Genomic DNA, 16,605 nt, shown 5'->3' on the forward strand with positions numbered 1-16,605 from the left:
GTTTCCTCTTGACCTTACCATCGTTGGAAACCCCAACTTGAGGACCATGAGAACCGAACCCAAAGGAGAAAGCTCATGGAACTCAAGATCGAAGGCATGACCTGCGGCGGTTGCGCCAAGTCCGTCACCAAGGCGATCCAGTCGGTCGATCCGACCGCCAAGATCGATACCAACCCCGCCCAGCGGATGGTCAAGGTCGAGACGACCGCAACCCCGGCAGCCCTTCGGCAGGTTCTCGAAGAGGCTGGCTATCCGGCGACCGTGAAGTGAACAGGAGCAAGATCATGCACAAGCTGACCCCGATTTTCATTGGCGGCGCACTCGCCATCAGCGCCGGCCTCGCCATCGCACAAAGCCAACTGAACACGGATACCACCATGCAAGGCCACGACATGCCGGGGCATTCGATGCCGGCCTCCGACAACCCATCCACGCAGGCTTACATCGAAGCCAATAACCGTATGCACGCCGACATGACAGTCGACTTCACCGGCGACGCCGACATCGACTTCATGCGCGGCATGATCCCGCACCACCAGGGCGCGATCGACATGGCGCGGATCGTGCTGCAATACGGCACTGACCCCGAGGTCCGCAAACTCGCCGAGGAGGTGATCTCGGCCCAAGAAGGTGAGATCGCTATGATGCGGGAATGGCTCGCCGCGCGCGGCCAGTGATTTTGATATGTAGGAACCGCCGCGGTGCGTCAGCAATGATGCGCGGCGGCGGTTGCGACATATAAGATTCATCCAGCCAAGGATGCGCGGAATGTTGTCTGACAAGGAGTTTTGACGCCGATGCGTCGTCTGTTCATCGCAGTGCTGATGATCTTCTCCTTCGTCACGGTGGCGTTGGCTGTGCCGGCGCACGGCGCCCGCATGGCCACCGTCTCCCAAACGATCGCCTCAAAACACGAAGCGCCGCATCGCACCGCATACTCCTCTCCCGAGGCATGTCAGGAAGATCGAATCTGTTCCGGAAGCGATGGCTTCTGCTACTTCGTATGCTCTGGCATGGGCTCTTGGTTCGTGTCTGACCAGCCCGGAAATGCGATTCAGCCTACCTCGGCGCGTTGGGCACTACCGGAGACGACGAACCTCGCCGGTCTCAGCCCCGAACGGAATGAACGCCCTCCCAATCCCAGTCTCGCTGAAAACCAGTGGCTGCATAAGCGCACGCCGATCTGAACTCAGAGGGAGCATAGTTCTCCCAGGAGACCGAAAATGACACTTATTTCACGACGCGGCTTTCTTGCCGCAAGCGCTGCCACGTTGTCCACAGCAGCTCTACCGCGCTTTGCCATGGCGCAAAACGCCATATCGCTCAGCGCCGCGACACGGGTGCTGGACGTCAATGGACGCGCCGCCACAGTCTTCGGCTTGGAAGGCCCGAGTGGACAGGGATTGGTTCTCAATCCAGGCCAACGCTTTCGCGCCAGTCTTACCAATCGCCTGGATGTTCCGACCCTCATCCATTGGCATGGCCAGATCCCGCCCAACGAGCAGGATGGCGTCCCGGATCTGCCACAGCCGATGCTGCAACCCGACGAAACGCGCTCCTATGACTACGAGCCGCTCCCCGGCACATACTGGATGCACGCGCACATCCCGCTCCAGGAGATGAACCTGCTCGCCGCGCCGCTGATCGTGCGCAGCGCCGAAGACGTGGCGGCCGACCGCCAGGAAGTCGTGATGTTTCTCCATGACTTCTCGTTCAAGGCGCCCGAAGAGGTCATGCAGGAGATCACCGGCGGGCACGGCGGCGGCCACGATATGAGCGCCATGGGAGGCCACGCCGCCCCCGGCGCCTCGATGGACCATTCAGGCATGCAGATGGATATGTCCTCGATGCAGGGCATGGCCATGGATCTGAATGACTACAATTGGGACGCCTACCTGACCAACGACCGCACCTTGTCCGACCCGGAGATCATCATGGTCGAGAAGGGCGGACGGGTAAAGCTGCGGGTGATCAACGGCGCCTCGGCCACTGTTTTCTGGATCGATACGGGTGGGCTGTCTGCGAGACTCGTGGCAGTCGACGGCCATGCCATCGCGGGCCTCGAAGGCAGTCGTTTCGGTATCGCCATGGGCCAACGCCTCGATCTGGATCTGGAGCTTGCCGGTGAAGGGGCGTGGCCCGTGCTTGCGTCGCGCGAGGGGTCGAAGGAGCGCACGGGGTTGATCCTCGCCACGCCCGGCGCGACCATTGAGAAGATCCCGGCGCTTGGCGAAGCGGATGCGCCTGCGTTCGACATCGACCTGTCGCAAGAGCTGAAGCTGCGCGCCTCGGACGGCCTTCCCTCGCGTGCGCCACAGCGCAGCCACATGGTTATGCTGGGCGGCTCGATGCAGCCCTATGTCTGGACCATCGACGGCAAGGTCTGGGGAGATCACAAGCCCCTCCTTGCAAAGACGGGCGAGCGGGTCGAGATCATGTTTCACAATATGTCGATGATGGGGCATCCGATGCATCTGCACGGCCATGTCTTCCAGGTCGTGGACATCAACGGCAAGCGCTTCGATGGGGCACGGCGCGACACCGTTTATGTTCCTCCGATGGCCATGGTGACCGTCGCGCTCGACGCCGGAGAGGCGGCGCGCTGGATGCTGCACTGCCATCATATGCCGCATCTCCAGACCGGCATGATGACCGAGCTCAGCATATCCGCCTGAAATGAATGAAAAAAGCCTGCGCCGCGATTCCTCGCAGCGCAGGCTCTCGCCTGATTTCATTGAACGAGGCGACTAGCCTTCCTGCCCTTCGGGCGTGAAGAAAACGTCGGCGTGCATGTCCTCGGGTCGCAGCCCGCGCGCAAATGCCATTGCCATCGCCGCATCAACCATCGGGGGCGGGCCTGCGACATAGGCTTTCCACCCGTCGAAGTCCGCGAGATCCTCGGCCACCGCGTCGGTCACGAACCCGTGCCGATGGGGGGCTACCTGTGTATCGGACAAGACAGCCGTAAAGCTGAGATTGTTGTGGCGGTCCGCCAGGGTCTCGAAATGCTCGACGAGATAGAGATCACGCGCGCCGCGTGCGCCGAAGTAGACATGGATCGGCTGCTTCATGCCGTGCGCAAGGGCTGTTTCCACGATCGACTTGATCGGCGCCAGACCGGAACCGCCGGCGATGCACAGGATCGGGCCGGAATGATGCTGGCGCAGATAGGAGGAGCCTAGTGGAAATTCGAGCGTCAGCTTGTCACCGGCCTTCAGTGCCTCATGGACGTGCTGCGAGGTGACGCCGCCCGGAACCTTGCGAATGTGAAATTCGAGGCTGTCGTCGCCGTGACGATTGGCCATGGAGTAGCTGCGCGCGGGCACACCATCGAATCCGACCTGGGCATACTGTCCGGCCGTGAAGAGCAACGGGGAGCCATCCACAGGCGAGATTCGCACCAGTTTGATGTCGTGGGTAAGGTCATCGAGGCCGGACACGATGGCCTCCACCCGTCGAGGAGCCTCAACCGCATCATCGTCATCGCTGCCAAGCCAGGCGACAGCCGCATCGGTCTGCGGCACCGCGCGGCATGCCAGGATCAGGCCGTCGGCCTTCTCTTCCTCGCTGAGGGCGAAGCGAGAATGCTGGAGCAGTTCCACCTCGCCCTCGATCAGACGTGACTTGCACGAGCCGCAGCGGCCGGAACGGCAGCCGTGGGGATAAGGTATGCCTGCGGCAAGTGCTGCGTCGAGGATGGTTTGTCCCTCCTGGACCTCCAGACTGACCCGTGCCTGCCGAATATCAACGAACCTGGTCGTCATCATGCACTCCCGGTCAAACCTAGAGCCTTGACGAGTCCCGGCTTCTGGCTTGGGAAGGTTCCGTAGAAAACTTCCGACCCTACGATTGTAATAGGAGCGACCCTGACACCCGTGCGTGCCTTTGCCTCCTCGGCGATCTTGGGGTCGGTCAGGTCACGCTCCTCATAGGCGAGACCCTGCTGGGCCAGCCAACGCTTGAGTGCATGGCAGTCCGGGCAGGTCGGCGTCGTATAGATGAGGATGTGTGGCGTGTTGGCTTCTGGCATGTCCTTGCCCTTCTTGCTTTAGACGTGGATTGGCTTCCGGCAGACCGTCAAACGGCCTCCCGGAAGAGTGGATTGCCGTCAGCGTGCGGCTTCCAGCGCTTGTAAAGTCAAGGCTGTTCTTGCTCCGGGGTCGAAATTTCCGAAGCGCAGGACGACATCAGCAGATGAAGACTGACGTGGTGCCGGCTACGATCGCTCCGACTCGCTGATCGGGAAGTATCGGGCCTGTTGCGCATTGAGATCGCGCAGCCTTCCGGTAGATTGGACGAGACAAATCGACGTGGCCGACACGTTGCCATCAAACGGGCGTGAACCGCCTCAAGACACAGGTGAAAATCGCTGATGACTGCCGGTAAACCGAAACTACGGGTCGAAAAGCAGGCCGAGGCCGCAACCCCGAGCGCAACAGAGACACGCAGCCACCTCGACCATTCCTCGCTCTCGCAGAACGAGGTGACGATCCTGGCGGAAACCTTCCGGCTTCTCGGCGATCCTTCACGGCTGAAAATCCTCCTGAGCTGCATGCCCGGTCCGATTTCGGTCGGCGAGATCGCGGAGAAAATCGACCTGTCCCTATCCCTGGTCAGCCATCATCTGCGCCTGCTGCGCGGTGCCCGTCTCGTCAAGGGCGAGCGCCAGGCCAAGCAGATCTTTTACGAGATCGCCGACGAGCATGTCCGTCAGGTTCTCCACGACATGGCGACGCACATCTCCGAGGATCACGCCGAGGAGTGATCTGAAACCGCGAAAGCCGATACTATCAACATACGCTTGAATAGTTGTTCAATCGTGGTATTGACTCCTTTCGTGGCCATGCGGGGCCTGCGCACGCGCCCACCGCGTGGTGAGAAAGGAGATCGGAATGACAACGGGACTTTCAGCACCTAGCGGCGGTGAGCGCTTGGGCTTTCGCGTCGAGGGCATGGATTGCGCAAGTTGCGTCGGCAAGATCGAGACTGCACTGAACCGTCTGGGAGGCATCACTGACGTTACCGTCAATTTTGCCACCGAGACGCTGCAGCTTTCCCGCGATACGGCCAGCACAACGACGTCGAACGACATCGCCAGGAAGATCCGCGCGCTCGGCTTCGATGTGACCGAGCTACCGCCCGCCGTCATTCCATCGACGCCCGCCCGGCATTCCGAAGCGCACAGCGGGCATGACCACAGCGGCTGCTCCGGTGAGCATGATCATGGGCACGATCACCACCATGCGCATCATCATGATCACAGCGACTGCGGTGGCCACGATCATGGTCAGCTCGCGCAAACGCCGGTCTCGCGCACAGATCCGACATCTCCGCCCAATGTCTCGATGCGGGTCGAGGGCATGGATTGCGCGAGTTGCGTCGGCAAGATCGAAGTCGCACTTGCAAGAATGCCCGATGTTTCCGACATTCGCGTGAACTTCACGACCGAAATGCTTGAACTCAACTTGGTTCCCGGCTCGGGCACCAAGGTTGCCGACATCGAAAGGACCATCAAGAGCCTCGGCTTCGGGGTATCCAACACACGCGAACTTTCGTCTTCGTCCGACGTCGCCGTGGACGTTGCGCCCGCGCCAGCCATGCGCAATCAACGCTGGTGGCAGACTCGCAAGGGCAAGCACGTCATCGGCCTCGGTCTGCTGATGGGCTCGGCCTACCTCATCGCCCAGTTTATCCCCCTCTATGCAGAGTGGATCTTTGCACTCGCCGTCGTCGCAGGCGTCCTGCCGTTCGCCCGCAAGGCGTTTGCTCTCGCGACGTCAGGGTCGCCATTCTCGATTGAGACACTGATGAGCGTGGCCGCGATCGGCGCCTTGGTGATCGGCGAGGCCGAAGAGGCGGCTGCGGTGGTGTTCCTGTTCGCGGTCGGCGAGTTGCTTGAAAGCGTTGCAGCCGGACGCGCTCGCGCTGGCATAAAGGCCCTTGCGTCGCTGGTGCCAAAGACCGCAATTCTGCTTGATCCCAGCGGCGCTCAGCGCAGCGTCCCGGCGACTTCCTTGCGCGTGAACGACCTTGTTCTTGTGCGGCCCGGCGACCGAGTGCCGGCCGACGGACAGATCGTCCAAGGCACTTCCAGCCTCGACGAATCGCCCATCACCGGAGAATCGGTCCCGCGCGCCAAAGCCAAGGGCGAGAGCATTTATGCTGGGTCCATCAATGTCGATGGCGTTCTCAAGGTTCGCGTCGAAAAGGCCGCTGCCGACAACACGATCTCGCGCATCATCCAGCTCGTCGAGCAGGCTCAGTCCGCCAAGGCTCCTACCGCACGTTTCATCGAGAATTTCAGCCGCTACTATACCCCGGCCGTGATGCTGATCGCTGCGCTGATCGTCATCGTGCCGCCACTGGCGATGGGCGGCGATTGGGACACCTGGATCTATCGCGGCCTCGCGCTCTTGCTGATCGCATGTCCCTGCGCGCTCGTTCTCTCGACGCCTGCGGCGATCGCCTCGGGCCTTGCCGTCGGCACCCGCCGCGGCCTGCTGATCAAGGGCGGCAACGCCCTCGAAACCATCGGCAAGGTGAATGCTATCGCCTTCGACAAGACAGGGACGCTTACTGAGGGCAAGCCGCGCGTCACCGAAACGGTGGCCTTCGGCAAGAACGAGGAGAAGGACGTCATCGCATTGGCGGCAGCGGTCGAGACGGGTTCCAGCCATCCGCTTGCCAAGGCGATCATCAACCGAGCAGAGGCTTCCGGCATAGCGGTCCCTCCGGCGCAGGACGCCTCTGCGACGGCCGGGAAGGCAGTCCATGCCACGGTCGTCGGGCGCCGCCTTGCCGTCGGCTCCCCGAGCCATGCCGCGAACGTGGTAGTGATCGGTAAGCACGAGCAGAGCGCAATCGAAGGGCTCGAAGATCGCGGCAACACCGTTGCCGTCCTCTTTGATGAGGGGACGCGGGAAGCAATCGGCCTGATCGCCTTGCGCGACGAACCGCGGCGAGACGCGCCCGAGGGGATTGCCCGGCTCAAAGCGATGGGCGTTCGTTCCGTGATGCTGACCGGCGACAATCGGCGCACCGCTCAGGCGATCGCCAAGGGTCTTGGTATCGAATGGAGCGCCGAGCTTCTGCCGCAGGACAAGCTCGATCTCGTGAACGAGATGAAACGAACGACCAAGGTGGCTATGGTCGGTGATGGAATCAACGATGCCCCTGCGCTCGCAACCGCCGATGTCGGGATCGCCATGGGCGGCGGAACCGACGTGGCAATCGAGACGGCGGACGCCGCCCTGCTGAAGAGCCGAGTGACGGATGTTGCCCATCTTGTGGCGCTGTCCCGTGCGACAATGGCCAACATCCATCAGAACGTCGTCTTCGCTTTGGCGCTGAAGGGCCTGTTTCTCGTTACCAGCGTCCTAGGGATCACCGGCCTCTGGATCGCAGTCCTCGCCGATACCGGCGCCACCGCGATCGTGACGCTGAATGCGCTCCGGCTCTTGCGCTTCAAGGGGGCGAAGTCGAACGACGACGAACGTGACGACGGCACGTCTTCACGCCCCCTGATACCAGCCGAGAGCTACTGATCCCTCCCGTCGAAGAAGCCGTCCGTCAAACTTGACGGGCGGCTTTGCCCGGCCGGAACCAATCGTAGCAACGGCGAACATCGCGCTCGGAAAACCCATTCATGAACTGGCACCACCCTTCAGAAAGGACAACAGCCATGGACCTGGGCATCGGCAAACTCTCCCAGATCACGGGGGTCAAGATTCCAACGATCCGCTATTACGAGCAGATCGGTCTCTTGCCCGAGGGCTTGCGAAACAAGGGCAATCAGAGACGCTACGATCATGATGCGGTCAAACGATTACTGTTCATTCGCCGGGCGCGGGATCTCGGGTTTGACATCGATGCGATCAGGGATCTGCTTCATCTAGCCGACGTCTCGGCCTCGCGTTCGCCCGAGGCACTCCGTATCGCAAAACAGCAGCTCGCTTCCGTCGAGGAGAAGATCGCTCAACTGGAAGACCTTGAAAAGGTGATCAAGCGGGTCGCCGAAGGCGAGAGCGATGGGGACGACGCGCCCTATTGCTGCAGCACGGCGACAGATCATGCGGATAAGCCCCTCCACTAGCCTCGAAACGACAGGAGGTATGGAGTTGAGATACCTTTATTCCAATCTGGAAAGGAGCCAGAGCTGCGTCGTCGTGGGGGCGGGACCGGCCGGCCTGATGCTCGGACTCCTTCTGGCCCGATCCGGGGTCGACGTAACGGTCATCGAGAAGCACCAGGACTTCCTGCGCGATTTTCGTGGAGATACCATCCATCCTTCGACACTCGAAGCAATGCACGAGCTTGGCTATCTCGACGAACTTCTCACGCTTCCCCATCAGAAAGCCTATCAGCTCCACGCTGAGATCGAAGGACGCAAGGTCACGATCGCAGACTTCTCCAAACTGCCGACGCGCGCCAAGTTCATCGCGTTCATGCCCCAATGGGATTTCCTGAATTTTCTGGCACGGAAGGCAGCGGGATTTCCGCGCTTCCGCTTGCTGATGTCGACCGAGATAACGTCGCTCCGTTGGGAAGCAGGTCGAGTTGTCGGCGTGAATGCTCGCCAGAGCGACCGCAATCTGGTTCTTGATGCCGATCTCGTAATCGGTGCCGACGGACGCAATTCCGCCACCCGCAAGGCTGCGGGACTTGAGTTTCAGAGCTTTGGCACGGCCACAGATATTCTATGGATGAAGGTCTCGAAAAAGGCCGGCGATCCCCAGCAAGCGATGAGCCATGCCGGCCCGCGACAGGGGCTGGTTCTGATCGACCGAGGCGACTACTGGCAGTGCGGCTACGTCATCACCAAGGGGACCGTCGACGCGCTGAAGGACGGCGGAATTGGTGCGCTTCGCGCAAGGATCGCTGAGGTCGCACCTTTGCCTGCGGACCGCTTCAAGGAGATCCGCTCTTGGGATGACGTGCATCTGCTGAGCGTTCGGATCGACCGCCTGAAGACGTGGTGGAAACCCGGCCTGTTGTTTATCGGGGATGCCGCACACGCCATGTCGCTGATTGGCGGCGTTGGTGTGAACCTCGCTATTCAGGACGCTATAGCGACGGCCAACCTACTGGCTGAAGCCTTGCGCGAAGGACGAATGAAAACGCGCTTGCTGGAGGCCGTGCAGCGCCGACGCGCCTTTCCAACCAGAGCGACCCAAAAACTACAACTGATGATGCGCAGCCGAAAGCGTGCGGGTGAGGCAGACAGCGCACGAAGTCCGAAGCCTCCTCTCTTCATGCGCCTGATTGCCCGGTCGCCACTGTTGCCCCGGCTGACCGGCCGCCTCATCGGACTTGGCTTTCGTCCCGAGCATGTTCGCACACAGCTAGTCGATTGGTCCTGTTCGCTCAGGAAGTCTGCGGCTCCGCCCCGATAAAACTATGGAGCAGGTGCTTGACCTAGGCACCTTGGCCGATGTCACCTTCACCGTAGAGACTAGCTTGCGAGAAAGGGATTATCGTTCGCTGGTGAATTTCCCGCTGACATTCTCGCCATCCGCCGCAGCACGGGAGATTCTCTGCCCGTTTCGAAGAACCAGCAATCAACGATTAGGGGAGAATGGCGCACCCATCAGGATTCGAACCTGAGGCCTCCACCTTCGGAGGGTGGCGCTCTATCCAGCTGAGCTATGGGTGCCTACTGCTTACGCAGTGCTTACGCGGTTTTCGAGCGAGTGTTAACCCCAAAAATCGAAGCCCGCAAGTTACTGTTTTACTTCTACTTTTTTACTCACTCGTTCACATTGCCGGACTTGACATCCGCCTTCGGAGGGCAGCGCTCTATCCAGCTGAGCTACGGGTGCACGCGCCGCCTGATTACCCGGCGGGGTCAGGCGACGCAATGGTGAAAATCGATCAGGCGGCGTCCAGGGCCATGATGATCGGGACAAAGTCGGCGGCCTTCAGGCTGGCGCCCCCCACCAGCGCGCCGTTCACATGCGCGATGGCAAAGATCTCGGCCGCATTCGCGGGCTTGACGCTGCCACCGTAGAGCAGCGCGACATCGGCTCCGTCGGACAGGCGCGCGGACAGGTGGTCGCGCATCAGCGCGTGCACCTGGGCGATCTGATCCAGCGTCGGCGTGCGTCCGGTGCCGATCGCCCAGACCGGCTCATAGGCCAGGACGGTGTTGCGGGCGTTGGCGCCGTCCGGGACGGACCCGGCCAGCTGCGTGGCGATCACGTCCAGGGTGCGGTCGGCGTCGCGTTCGGCCTCGGTCTCGCCGACGCAGATGATGGCGGTCAGGCCCGCGGCATGGGCGGCCTGCGCCTTGGCGCGCACCATGGCGTCGGTCTCGCGGTGATCGGCGCGGCGTTCGGAATGGCCCAGGATGACGTGCGTCGCGCCCGCGTCGCGCAGCTGCAGAGCGGCGATGTCACCGGTATGGGCGCCCTTGTCGGCGTGATGGCAGTCCTGCCCGCCGACCAGCAGGTCGCTGGCGCCGATGCGGGCCATCATCGGGTGGATCAGCAGGGCTGGCGGGCAGATCAGGACGTCGCAGGTCGCGCCTTCGGCGGCGGCGGCCATGTCGTCCAGCTGATCCAGCGCGGCCAGATCGCCGTTCATCTTCCAGTTTCCAGCGGCAAGTTTGCGCGGTGCCATGGGGGTCCTCCGTGGGTTCGGGACAGGCTTAGCCAGCCTCCCGCCCCCGTGCAAGGCTCAGCTCTGCGCGCGGCTGCCCTCGATCGGGGCAAAGTTCACCGACTCTCCGCAGCCGCAGCTGTCGGTGACGTTGGGGTTGCGGAACCGGAAGCCCTGCTCCAGCAGACCGGTCTCATAGTCGATCTGGGTGCCGAACAGGAACATCTGCGCCATGGGCGCGATGATGACGCGCGCGCCGTCAAGTTCGACCACCTCTTCGTTCGCGGTGGGGGTCTGGGCCAGCTCCATCGTGTATTCCATGCCCGCGCAGCCGCCCTTCTTCAGCCCGATGCGCAGGCCGTAGGCGTTTTTGCCCGCCATCAGCTGCGCGATCCGCGCGGCGGCGGCGGGGGTGATGGTGACAGGGGGCGTGCCGGGCATGGCGAACATGGGACGATCCTTTCGGGGCTTGGCCTCAAGATAGTCACGCGGGGGGCAGGGGTTCAAGCCCGCCCCCGGCGATCACATGAAGCCAAGCTCCAGACGCGCCTCGTCGGACATCATGTCCATGCCCCATTGCGGCTGGAAGGTCATCTCGACATCGACCTGCTTGACGCCGGGCACGGCCTCGACCGCGTCGGCGACCCATCCGGGCATCTCTCCGGCGACGGGGCAGCCCGGCGCGGTCAGGGTCATGATCACCCGCACCTCGGAGGCGTCGTTGATGTCGATCGTGTAGATCAGGCCCAGATCGTGGATGTTGACCGGGATCTCGGGGTCATAGACGGTCTTGCACGCCTCAACGATGGGTTCGTAGAGGGGATGGTCGGTCGAAGACGGCGCGATCAGCGGCGCGCCTTCCATCAGGGGTTCGGTCATCGGAGCATCCTTCAATTCCGACCGATTATATAGGGCACCGGCCGCCCGCGGTCCAGTGGCGGCCCGCATTGCGCCGGGCGGGGGGCGGCGCTACAAGCGGCCGGTTCCAAAAGGCTCGGGCGGACCCATGACCACGCGTTTCGACTTCACCCTCCAGGCGACCGACGGCGCCGCGCGCACCGGCGTCATCGACACGCCGCGCGGCCGGATCCGCACCCCGGCCTTCATGCCGGTGGGGACGGCCGCGACGGTCAAGGCGATGCTGCCCGACAGCGTGGCGGCCACGGGCGCGGACATCCTGCTGGGCAACACCTATCACCTGATGTTGCGCCCCGGCGCCGAACGCGTCGCGCGCATAGGCGGGCTGCACCGCTTCATGAACTGGCAGAAGCCCATCCTGACCGACAGCGGCGGGTTCCAGGTGATGTCGCTGGCGGGCCTGCGCAAGCTGACCGAGGAGGGGGTGACCTTCTCCAGCCATGTCGACGGGTCCAAGCACTTCCTGTCGCCCGAGACCAGCATGGAGATCCAGCGCCTTCTGGGCAGCGACATCGTGATGTGCTTCGACGAATGCCCCGCGCTGCCCGCGACCGAGGAGGCGGTGGCCGAGTCGATGCGCCTGTCGATGCGCTGGGCGCAGCGGTCGCGCGACGCCTTCGGCGACCGGCCGGGGCATGCGCTGTTCGGCATCATGCAGGGCGGCGTCACCCGCGAGCTGCGCGAGGAGAGCGCGCAGGCCCTGCAGGCGATCGGCTTTGACGGCTATGCGGTCGGCGGCCTGGCCGTGGGCGAGGGGCAGGAGGCGATGTTCGGCGTGCTGGACTATGCCCCCGGCTTCCTGCCGGTGGACAAGCCGCGCTATCTGATGGGCGTGGGCAAGCCCGACGACATCGTGGGCGCGGTCCAGCGCGGCATCGACATGATGGATTGCGTGCTGCCCTCGCGCTCTGGGCGGACCGGTCAGGCCTGGACCCCGCGCGGGCAGGTCAACATCAAGAACGCCCGCCACCAGGACGATCCGCGTCCCTTGGACGAGGATTGCACCTGCCCCTGCTGCCGGGGCTACTCCCGCGCCTATCTGCATCACGTCTTCCGCGCCAAGGAGATGATCAGCGGCATGCTGCTGACCTGGCACAACCTGCATTACTATCAGCAGCTGATGGCGGGGCTGCGCGACGCGATCGCGGCGGGGCGGCTGGACGCCTTTGTGGCCGAATTCCACGCGCGCCGCGCGGAAGGCGATATCGAACCCGTATGACGCCGCGACCTTGGACGGAATTTCCCCGTCCGGGCCTTGGCGCGGGCAGGCGGAGGCGTTATCTTGACGGTGTTCTCAGGGCGGGGTGCAATTCCCCACCGGCGGTGACAGCCCGCGAGCGCCCCTTGCCATGGCAGGGGGGTCAGCAGATCCGGTGAAATTCCGGGGCCGACGGTATAGTCCGGATGGAAGAGAACCGCCCCGTGTCCCACCCCGGCGCGCGCGGTGGTATGCCTTGGGGGCCTGACGCAACTTACGTAAGGTTCCTGAAAGATGACCAAATCCCCCCGTATCGCCTTCATCAAGGCGCGCTGGCACGCCGATGTCGTGGACCGCGCGCATGAAGGTTTCCTGACCCAGGCCGCCAGCCTGATGCCCGGTGCGCAGATCGAGGCATGGGACGTGCCCGGCGCGTTCGAGATGCCGCAGCTGGCCAAGAAGCTGGCTTTGACTGGCAAGTATGACGCCGTGGTGGCCGCGGCCCTGGTGGTCGATGGCGGCATCTATCGCCATGATTTCGTCGCGGGCGCGGTGGTCAGCGGCCTGATGCAGGCGGGCATGGACACGGGCGTGCCGGTGTTCTCGGTGTCGCTGACGCCGCACAATTACCAGGAGACCGAGCTGCTGACCGGTTTCTATCGCGAGCATTTCGTGAAGAAGGGCGCCGAGGCCGCCCATGCGGTCGCGCAGATGCTGGCCGTCGAGGGGCGTCTGGCCCGTCTGGATCAGGCCGACGCGGCCTGATCCATCCGCAGGCGGTGCCGCGTCAGCAGCATCGCCTGTGTCTCCTTGAGTTCGCGGTCGCGCCGCGCGGCGTCCCAATCCAGCGCCGCCGCGCAGAGATCGGCGATGCGCGCCAGGTCGCGGGCCGACAGATGGCCGGTGACGGCCAGCGCGGTGCGGCGCATGACCAGATCGGCCAGGGTGCCGACCTGTTCGTTGCGGATGATCCAGACCAGCTCCTGTTCGCTGTGATCGCTGTCGGCCAGCATGATGGGCGCCGCGCCTTCGACCGCCAGGATCGCCGCCGCCGTCGTGCCGTAGCGCGCCAGAAGATGGCGCGTGCGGGCGGGCGCGGCCAGGGTGCGCCGGGCCGCATCGTCGCTCCACGCGCCCGCATCGGCCGGGTAATCACGGCCACCGCCGATGGGCAGCCTGTCGGTGGCGATGCGGCGGGACGCGTTCAGGCGCGCCAGAAGATCGTCGGCGACCTCCTCGGCGAAGCCGCGGAACGTGGTCCATTTGCCGCCCACCAGCGCAATGATCGGCCAGCGGCGGTTGGCGTCGGGGGCGATCTCCGGCGCGGAATGGTCGCGGCTGATCAGGCCGGGATTGGCCGCATCCGAGGCGGGCAGGGGGCGGATGCCGGAATAGGCATAGACGATCTGGCTGTCGTCGAAATGCAGCCCCGGCAGCAGGCCGCGCAGCGCGTCGAGGAAATAGGCGATCTCGGCGTCGTCGCAGGCCACGTCGTCGGGGTCGTCGGCGCGGATGTCGGTGGAGCCGACCAGCGCGCGGTCCAGATAGGGAAAGACCAAGCAGATGCGCCCGTCATCGGCCTCGAAATAGATCATGCGGCCCTTCAGCGCGGCCAGCAGCTCGGGGTGGTCCAGCAGGATGTGCGAGCCCTTGGTGCCGCCGATCATCCGCGTGGGCGCGCCAAGGGCGGCGTTCACGCGGTCGATCCAGGGACCGGCGGCGTTCACCACGATGCGCGGGCGCAGGGACAGCGCGCCCTGCGGGCCGGTCAGGTGGATCACGTCGCCGTCGGTGCCGGTCAGCGCGGTGTGGTTCAGCGCGCGGGCGGCGGGGTTGGCGCGTAGCCCGTCCGCCACCAGCTCCCAGACCAGCCGTTCGGGCAGGGTGACGGCGGCGTCGTAATACTGTCCCGCGGCCTTGATGCGCGGGGTCAGGGGCGGGATCTCGCGCAGCGCGCGGGCGCCCGACCACAGCTGATGGCGCGGCATGACCCGGTGGCGGCGGCCATAGAAGTCGTACATCGCCAGCCCCGCCTTCATCAGCACCGCGCCGCGGCTGCGGGGCGCGGTGGTCGACCCCATCAGCGTGCGCAGCGCCGGCCCGATGCCGCGCAGCCAGGAGAAGATCGGGATGACCGTGGGCAGGGGCTTGACCAGATGCGGCGCGTTTTTCAGCAGCAGGTTCCGCTCCAGCGTGGATTGCGCGACCAGGCGCAGCTCTCCGGTCTCGAGGTACTTGATGCCGCCGTGGATCAGGCGCGAGGGTGCGGCCGAGGTGCCGCCGCCGTAATCGGCCTTGTCCACGATCACCGCGTTGACGCCCTGTTCGCACAGGTCGCGGAACAGGCCCGCGCCGTTGATGCCCGCGCCCAGGATCAGCACGTCGATGTCTTGGGTCATGGGATGTCCTGCAGGGCCTCGATCCGCGGCCACAGCGGCGCCATGGCGGCGGTCAGGTCGGTGAAGACCCCATAGCGGCGCGCCATGTCGGCGGCGCGGGCGGGGTCGGGGTGATGGGTGGTGCTGATCGCGCCCATGTCGCGCGGGTCGTGGCGCGGCGAGGCGAAGATGCCGACCCCCGCGCCCGCGCAGAGCGCCGCGCCCCAGGCTGCGGCCTCCTCGGTCGCGCTGACGGTCACGGGCATGTCCAGCACATCCGCGAACAGCTGTGCAAAGAGCGGCGCGCGGGAAATGCCGCCGGTCAGCCGCGCCGCCCTGGGGGCGAACCCGTCGCGCAGGGCGTCGACGTGGTGGCGGTGGTTGAAGGCGATGCCCTCGATCACGGCGCGCAGCATGTCGCCGCGATCCTGCCAGCCGCGCAGGCCGAAGAAGCCCGCGCTGGCCTGCGCCCCATAGGGCGATCCGAACAGGTAGGGGTGGAACAGCGCGCTGGAGGGCCGGGCCAGGGCGGCCTCGATTTCCGGGATGACGCGCAGATGGGCGGGCTGGTCGCCCCCTTCGCGGCACAGACTGTCCAGGAACCAGTCGTAATTCGCGGCGGACGCCGGAGAGATCGACATGGCGTTCCATTCGCCCCGCGAGATGCCATTGCGGCAGAACCAGCGCGGATCGGATAGGGGTCGGTCGGTGACGGTCTCGTTGATGGAATAGGTGCCGGCGACGATGGCGACGCAGCCCTGCCCGTACCCGCCCGAGCCCAGGGCCGATGCGGTCACGTCATGCAGTCCGGCCACAACCGGCGTGCCCGCGGCCAGGCCGGTCAGGGCGGCCGCATCCGCCGTGACATGGCCCACGACCTGATCGGGCAGGGCGATGTCAGGCAAGGGCAGGCCCGGCAGGCCGAAGATGCCGGGGATGTCGGGGGCGAAGCCTTGGGTTGCGACATCGGTGAAAGCGGTGCTGGCCTCGGTCAGGTCGGTGCCGATGCGGCCGGTCAGCCGATAGGTCAGCCAGTCCTTGCAGGCCAGCACATGGCCGATCGCGGCAAAGCGCGCGGGGTCATGGTCGCGCAGCCACGCCAGGATCGCCGACGGCGCCGAGGCATGGGGCATCTGCCCCGTCCGCGCCAGCGCGCGCGCGGCGGTCCCGTCCGCGACCCAGCCATCCGCGACGCCGCCCGCGCGGCTGTCCAGCGACAGGATACCCGGCCCCAAAGGCGCGCCCGCCCGGTCCAGCAGATACAGCCCGTCGCCATGCGCGGTCGCGGCGATGGCGCCGATGTCGCGGGCCGGGCGACCGCAGGCGGCGATGGCCTCGGCTACGGCGGCGGCTGTCTGGCGCCACAGGTCCTCCATGTCGCGTTCGACATGGCGGGGCTGGGGCATGACCTGCGCCACGCGGCGGCGCGCGGTGGCTAGAACCCGGCCTGTGGCGTCGAAGATCACCGCCTTGGTGACGGTCAGCCCGTTGTCGATGCCCAGGATCAGCATGGCG

The 16,605-nt window shown here is 64.7% G+C and carries 17 protein-coding genes, 1 tRNA gene and 1 riboswitch; of the genes, 10 read left to right on the forward strand and 8 right to left on the reverse strand.

What is annotated here, in order from left to right:
* Window positions 1–75: 75 nt before the first annotated feature.
* The 4 genes from EOJ32_RS06480 to EOJ32_RS06495 all read left to right on the forward strand — a co-directional run bounded on the left by EOJ32_RS06480 (window position 76) and on the right by EOJ32_RS06495 (window position 2,675).
* The gene (locus EOJ32_RS06480) at window positions 76–270 is read left to right on the forward strand and encodes a heavy-metal-associated domain-containing protein (RefSeq protein ID WP_080620523.1); all 195 of its coding nucleotides are present in this window, start codon (window positions 76–78) and stop codon (window positions 268–270) included.
* Window positions 271–284: 14 nt separating this feature from the next.
* Entirely contained in the window at window positions 285–677 is a 393-nt protein-coding gene (locus tag EOJ32_RS06485; protein ID WP_080620524.1) for a DUF305 domain-containing protein, read from the forward strand.
* Between the two features lie 120 nt (window positions 678–797).
* On the forward strand, window positions 798–1,187 hold the full coding sequence (locus EOJ32_RS06490; RefSeq protein WP_127898013.1) for a hypothetical protein: 390 nt from the start codon (window positions 798–800) through the stop codon (window positions 1,185–1,187).
* A 36-nt stretch (window positions 1,188–1,223) separates the two neighbouring features.
* Window positions 1,224–2,675 carry a multicopper oxidase family protein gene (locus EOJ32_RS06495; RefSeq protein ID WP_080620525.1) on the forward strand — a complete coding sequence of 484 codons (1,452 nt, stop codon included), beginning with the start codon at window positions 1,224–1,226 and terminating at the stop codon, window positions 2,673–2,675.
* Between the two features lie 72 nt (window positions 2,676–2,747).
* Here EOJ32_RS06495 and EOJ32_RS06500 read toward each other — a convergent pair whose 3' ends face one another.
* Window positions 2,748–3,767, reverse strand: a complete 1,020-nt coding sequence (locus EOJ32_RS06500) for a 2Fe-2S iron-sulfur cluster-binding protein (protein WP_240542509.1) — start codon at window positions 3,765–3,767, stop codon at window positions 2,748–2,750.
* Window positions 3,764–4,030: a glutaredoxin family protein gene (locus EOJ32_RS06505; protein ID WP_080620526.1), complete on the reverse strand. Its 267-nt coding sequence runs from the start codon at window positions 4,028–4,030 to the stop codon at window positions 3,764–3,766. The genes EOJ32_RS06500 and EOJ32_RS06505 overlap by 4 nt, the downstream gene beginning before the upstream one ends.
* A gap of 342 nt (window positions 4,031–4,372) precedes the next feature.
* On the opposite strand from EOJ32_RS06505, the gene EOJ32_RS06510 reads away from it, so the two are divergent.
* The 4 genes from EOJ32_RS06510 (at window position 4,373) to EOJ32_RS06525 (ending at window position 9,392) form a co-directional block, all read left to right on the forward strand.
* Window positions 4,373–4,765 carry a helix-turn-helix transcriptional regulator gene (locus EOJ32_RS06510; RefSeq protein ID WP_080620527.1) on the forward strand — a complete coding sequence of 131 codons (393 nt, stop codon included), beginning with the start codon at window positions 4,373–4,375 and terminating at the stop codon, window positions 4,763–4,765.
* Between the two features lie 127 nt (window positions 4,766–4,892).
* The gene (locus EOJ32_RS06515; protein WP_080620528.1) at window positions 4,893–7,544 is read left to right on the forward strand and encodes a heavy metal translocating P-type ATPase; all 2,652 of its coding nucleotides are present in this window, start codon (window positions 4,893–4,895) and stop codon (window positions 7,542–7,544) included.
* A gap of 137 nt (window positions 7,545–7,681) precedes the next feature.
* The gene (locus EOJ32_RS06520; RefSeq protein WP_080620529.1) at window positions 7,682–8,092 is read left to right on the forward strand and encodes a helix-turn-helix domain-containing protein; all 411 of its coding nucleotides are present in this window, start codon (window positions 7,682–7,684) and stop codon (window positions 8,090–8,092) included.
* 25 nt (window positions 8,093–8,117) lie between these two features.
* Window positions 8,118–9,392 carry an FAD-dependent oxidoreductase gene (locus EOJ32_RS06525; protein WP_240542510.1) on the forward strand — a complete coding sequence of 425 codons (1,275 nt, stop codon included), beginning with the start codon at window positions 8,118–8,120 and terminating at the stop codon, window positions 9,390–9,392.
* Window positions 9,393–9,575: 183 nt separating this feature from the next.
* Here the strand turns inward: EOJ32_RS06525 and EOJ32_RS06530 are convergent.
* The 4 genes from EOJ32_RS06530 to EOJ32_RS06545 form a co-directional block, all read right to left on the reverse strand.
* Window positions 9,576–9,652: transfer RNA gene (locus tag EOJ32_RS06530), tRNA-Arg, on the reverse strand.
* Between the two features lie 218 nt (window positions 9,653–9,870).
* Window positions 9,871–10,617, reverse strand: coding sequence for a triose-phosphate isomerase (gene tpiA / locus EOJ32_RS06535; protein WP_127898014.1), 747 nt, complete (start codon window positions 10,615–10,617; stop codon window positions 9,871–9,873).
* Between the two features lie 57 nt (window positions 10,618–10,674).
* Window positions 10,675–11,046, reverse strand: a complete 372-nt coding sequence (locus EOJ32_RS06540; protein WP_127898015.1) for an iron-sulfur cluster assembly accessory protein — start codon at window positions 11,044–11,046, stop codon at window positions 10,675–10,677.
* A 72-nt stretch (window positions 11,047–11,118) separates the two neighbouring features.
* The gene (locus EOJ32_RS06545) at window positions 11,119–11,475 is read right to left on the reverse strand and encodes an SUF system Fe-S cluster assembly protein (RefSeq protein ID WP_045981535.1); all 357 of its coding nucleotides are present in this window, start codon (window positions 11,473–11,475) and stop codon (window positions 11,119–11,121) included.
* Between the two features lie 127 nt (window positions 11,476–11,602).
* Between EOJ32_RS06545 and tgt the strand changes: the two genes are divergently transcribed.
* Both tgt and EOJ32_RS06555 read left to right on the forward strand, forming a co-directional pair.
* Window positions 11,603–12,733 carry a tRNA guanosine(34) transglycosylase Tgt gene (gene tgt / locus EOJ32_RS06550; protein ID WP_127898016.1) on the forward strand — a complete coding sequence of 377 codons (1,131 nt, stop codon included), beginning with the start codon at window positions 11,603–11,605 and terminating at the stop codon, window positions 12,731–12,733.
* A 67-nt stretch (window positions 12,734–12,800) separates the two neighbouring features.
* A riboswitch (FMN riboswitch) is annotated at window positions 12,801–12,934 on the forward strand.
* Between the two features lie 72 nt (window positions 12,935–13,006).
* Window positions 13,007–13,477, forward strand: a complete 471-nt coding sequence (locus tag EOJ32_RS06555; RefSeq protein WP_045981537.1) for a 6,7-dimethyl-8-ribityllumazine synthase — start codon at window positions 13,007–13,009, stop codon at window positions 13,475–13,477.
* Here the strand turns inward: EOJ32_RS06555 and EOJ32_RS06560 are convergent.
* Both EOJ32_RS06560 and EOJ32_RS06565 read right to left on the reverse strand, forming a co-directional pair.
* On the reverse strand, window positions 13,459–15,111 hold the full coding sequence (locus EOJ32_RS06560; protein WP_127898017.1) for a glycerol-3-phosphate dehydrogenase/oxidase: 1,653 nt from the start codon (window positions 15,109–15,111) through the stop codon (window positions 13,459–13,461). The genes EOJ32_RS06555 and EOJ32_RS06560 overlap by 19 nt on opposite strands.
* Window positions 15,108–16,601 (reverse strand): FGGY-family carbohydrate kinase, encoded by a 1,494-nt coding sequence (locus EOJ32_RS06565; protein WP_127898018.1) that lies wholly within the window; start codon window positions 16,599–16,601, stop codon window positions 15,108–15,110. Before EOJ32_RS06565 ends, EOJ32_RS06560 begins: the two co-directional genes overlap by 4 nt.
* Window positions 16,602–16,605 lie beyond the last annotated feature (4 nt).

The sequence above is a fragment of the Paracoccus sp. Arc7-R13 genome (assembly GCF_004010775.1).
GTDB lineage: Bacteria > Pseudomonadota > Alphaproteobacteria > Rhodobacterales > Rhodobacteraceae > Paracoccus > Paracoccus marcusii.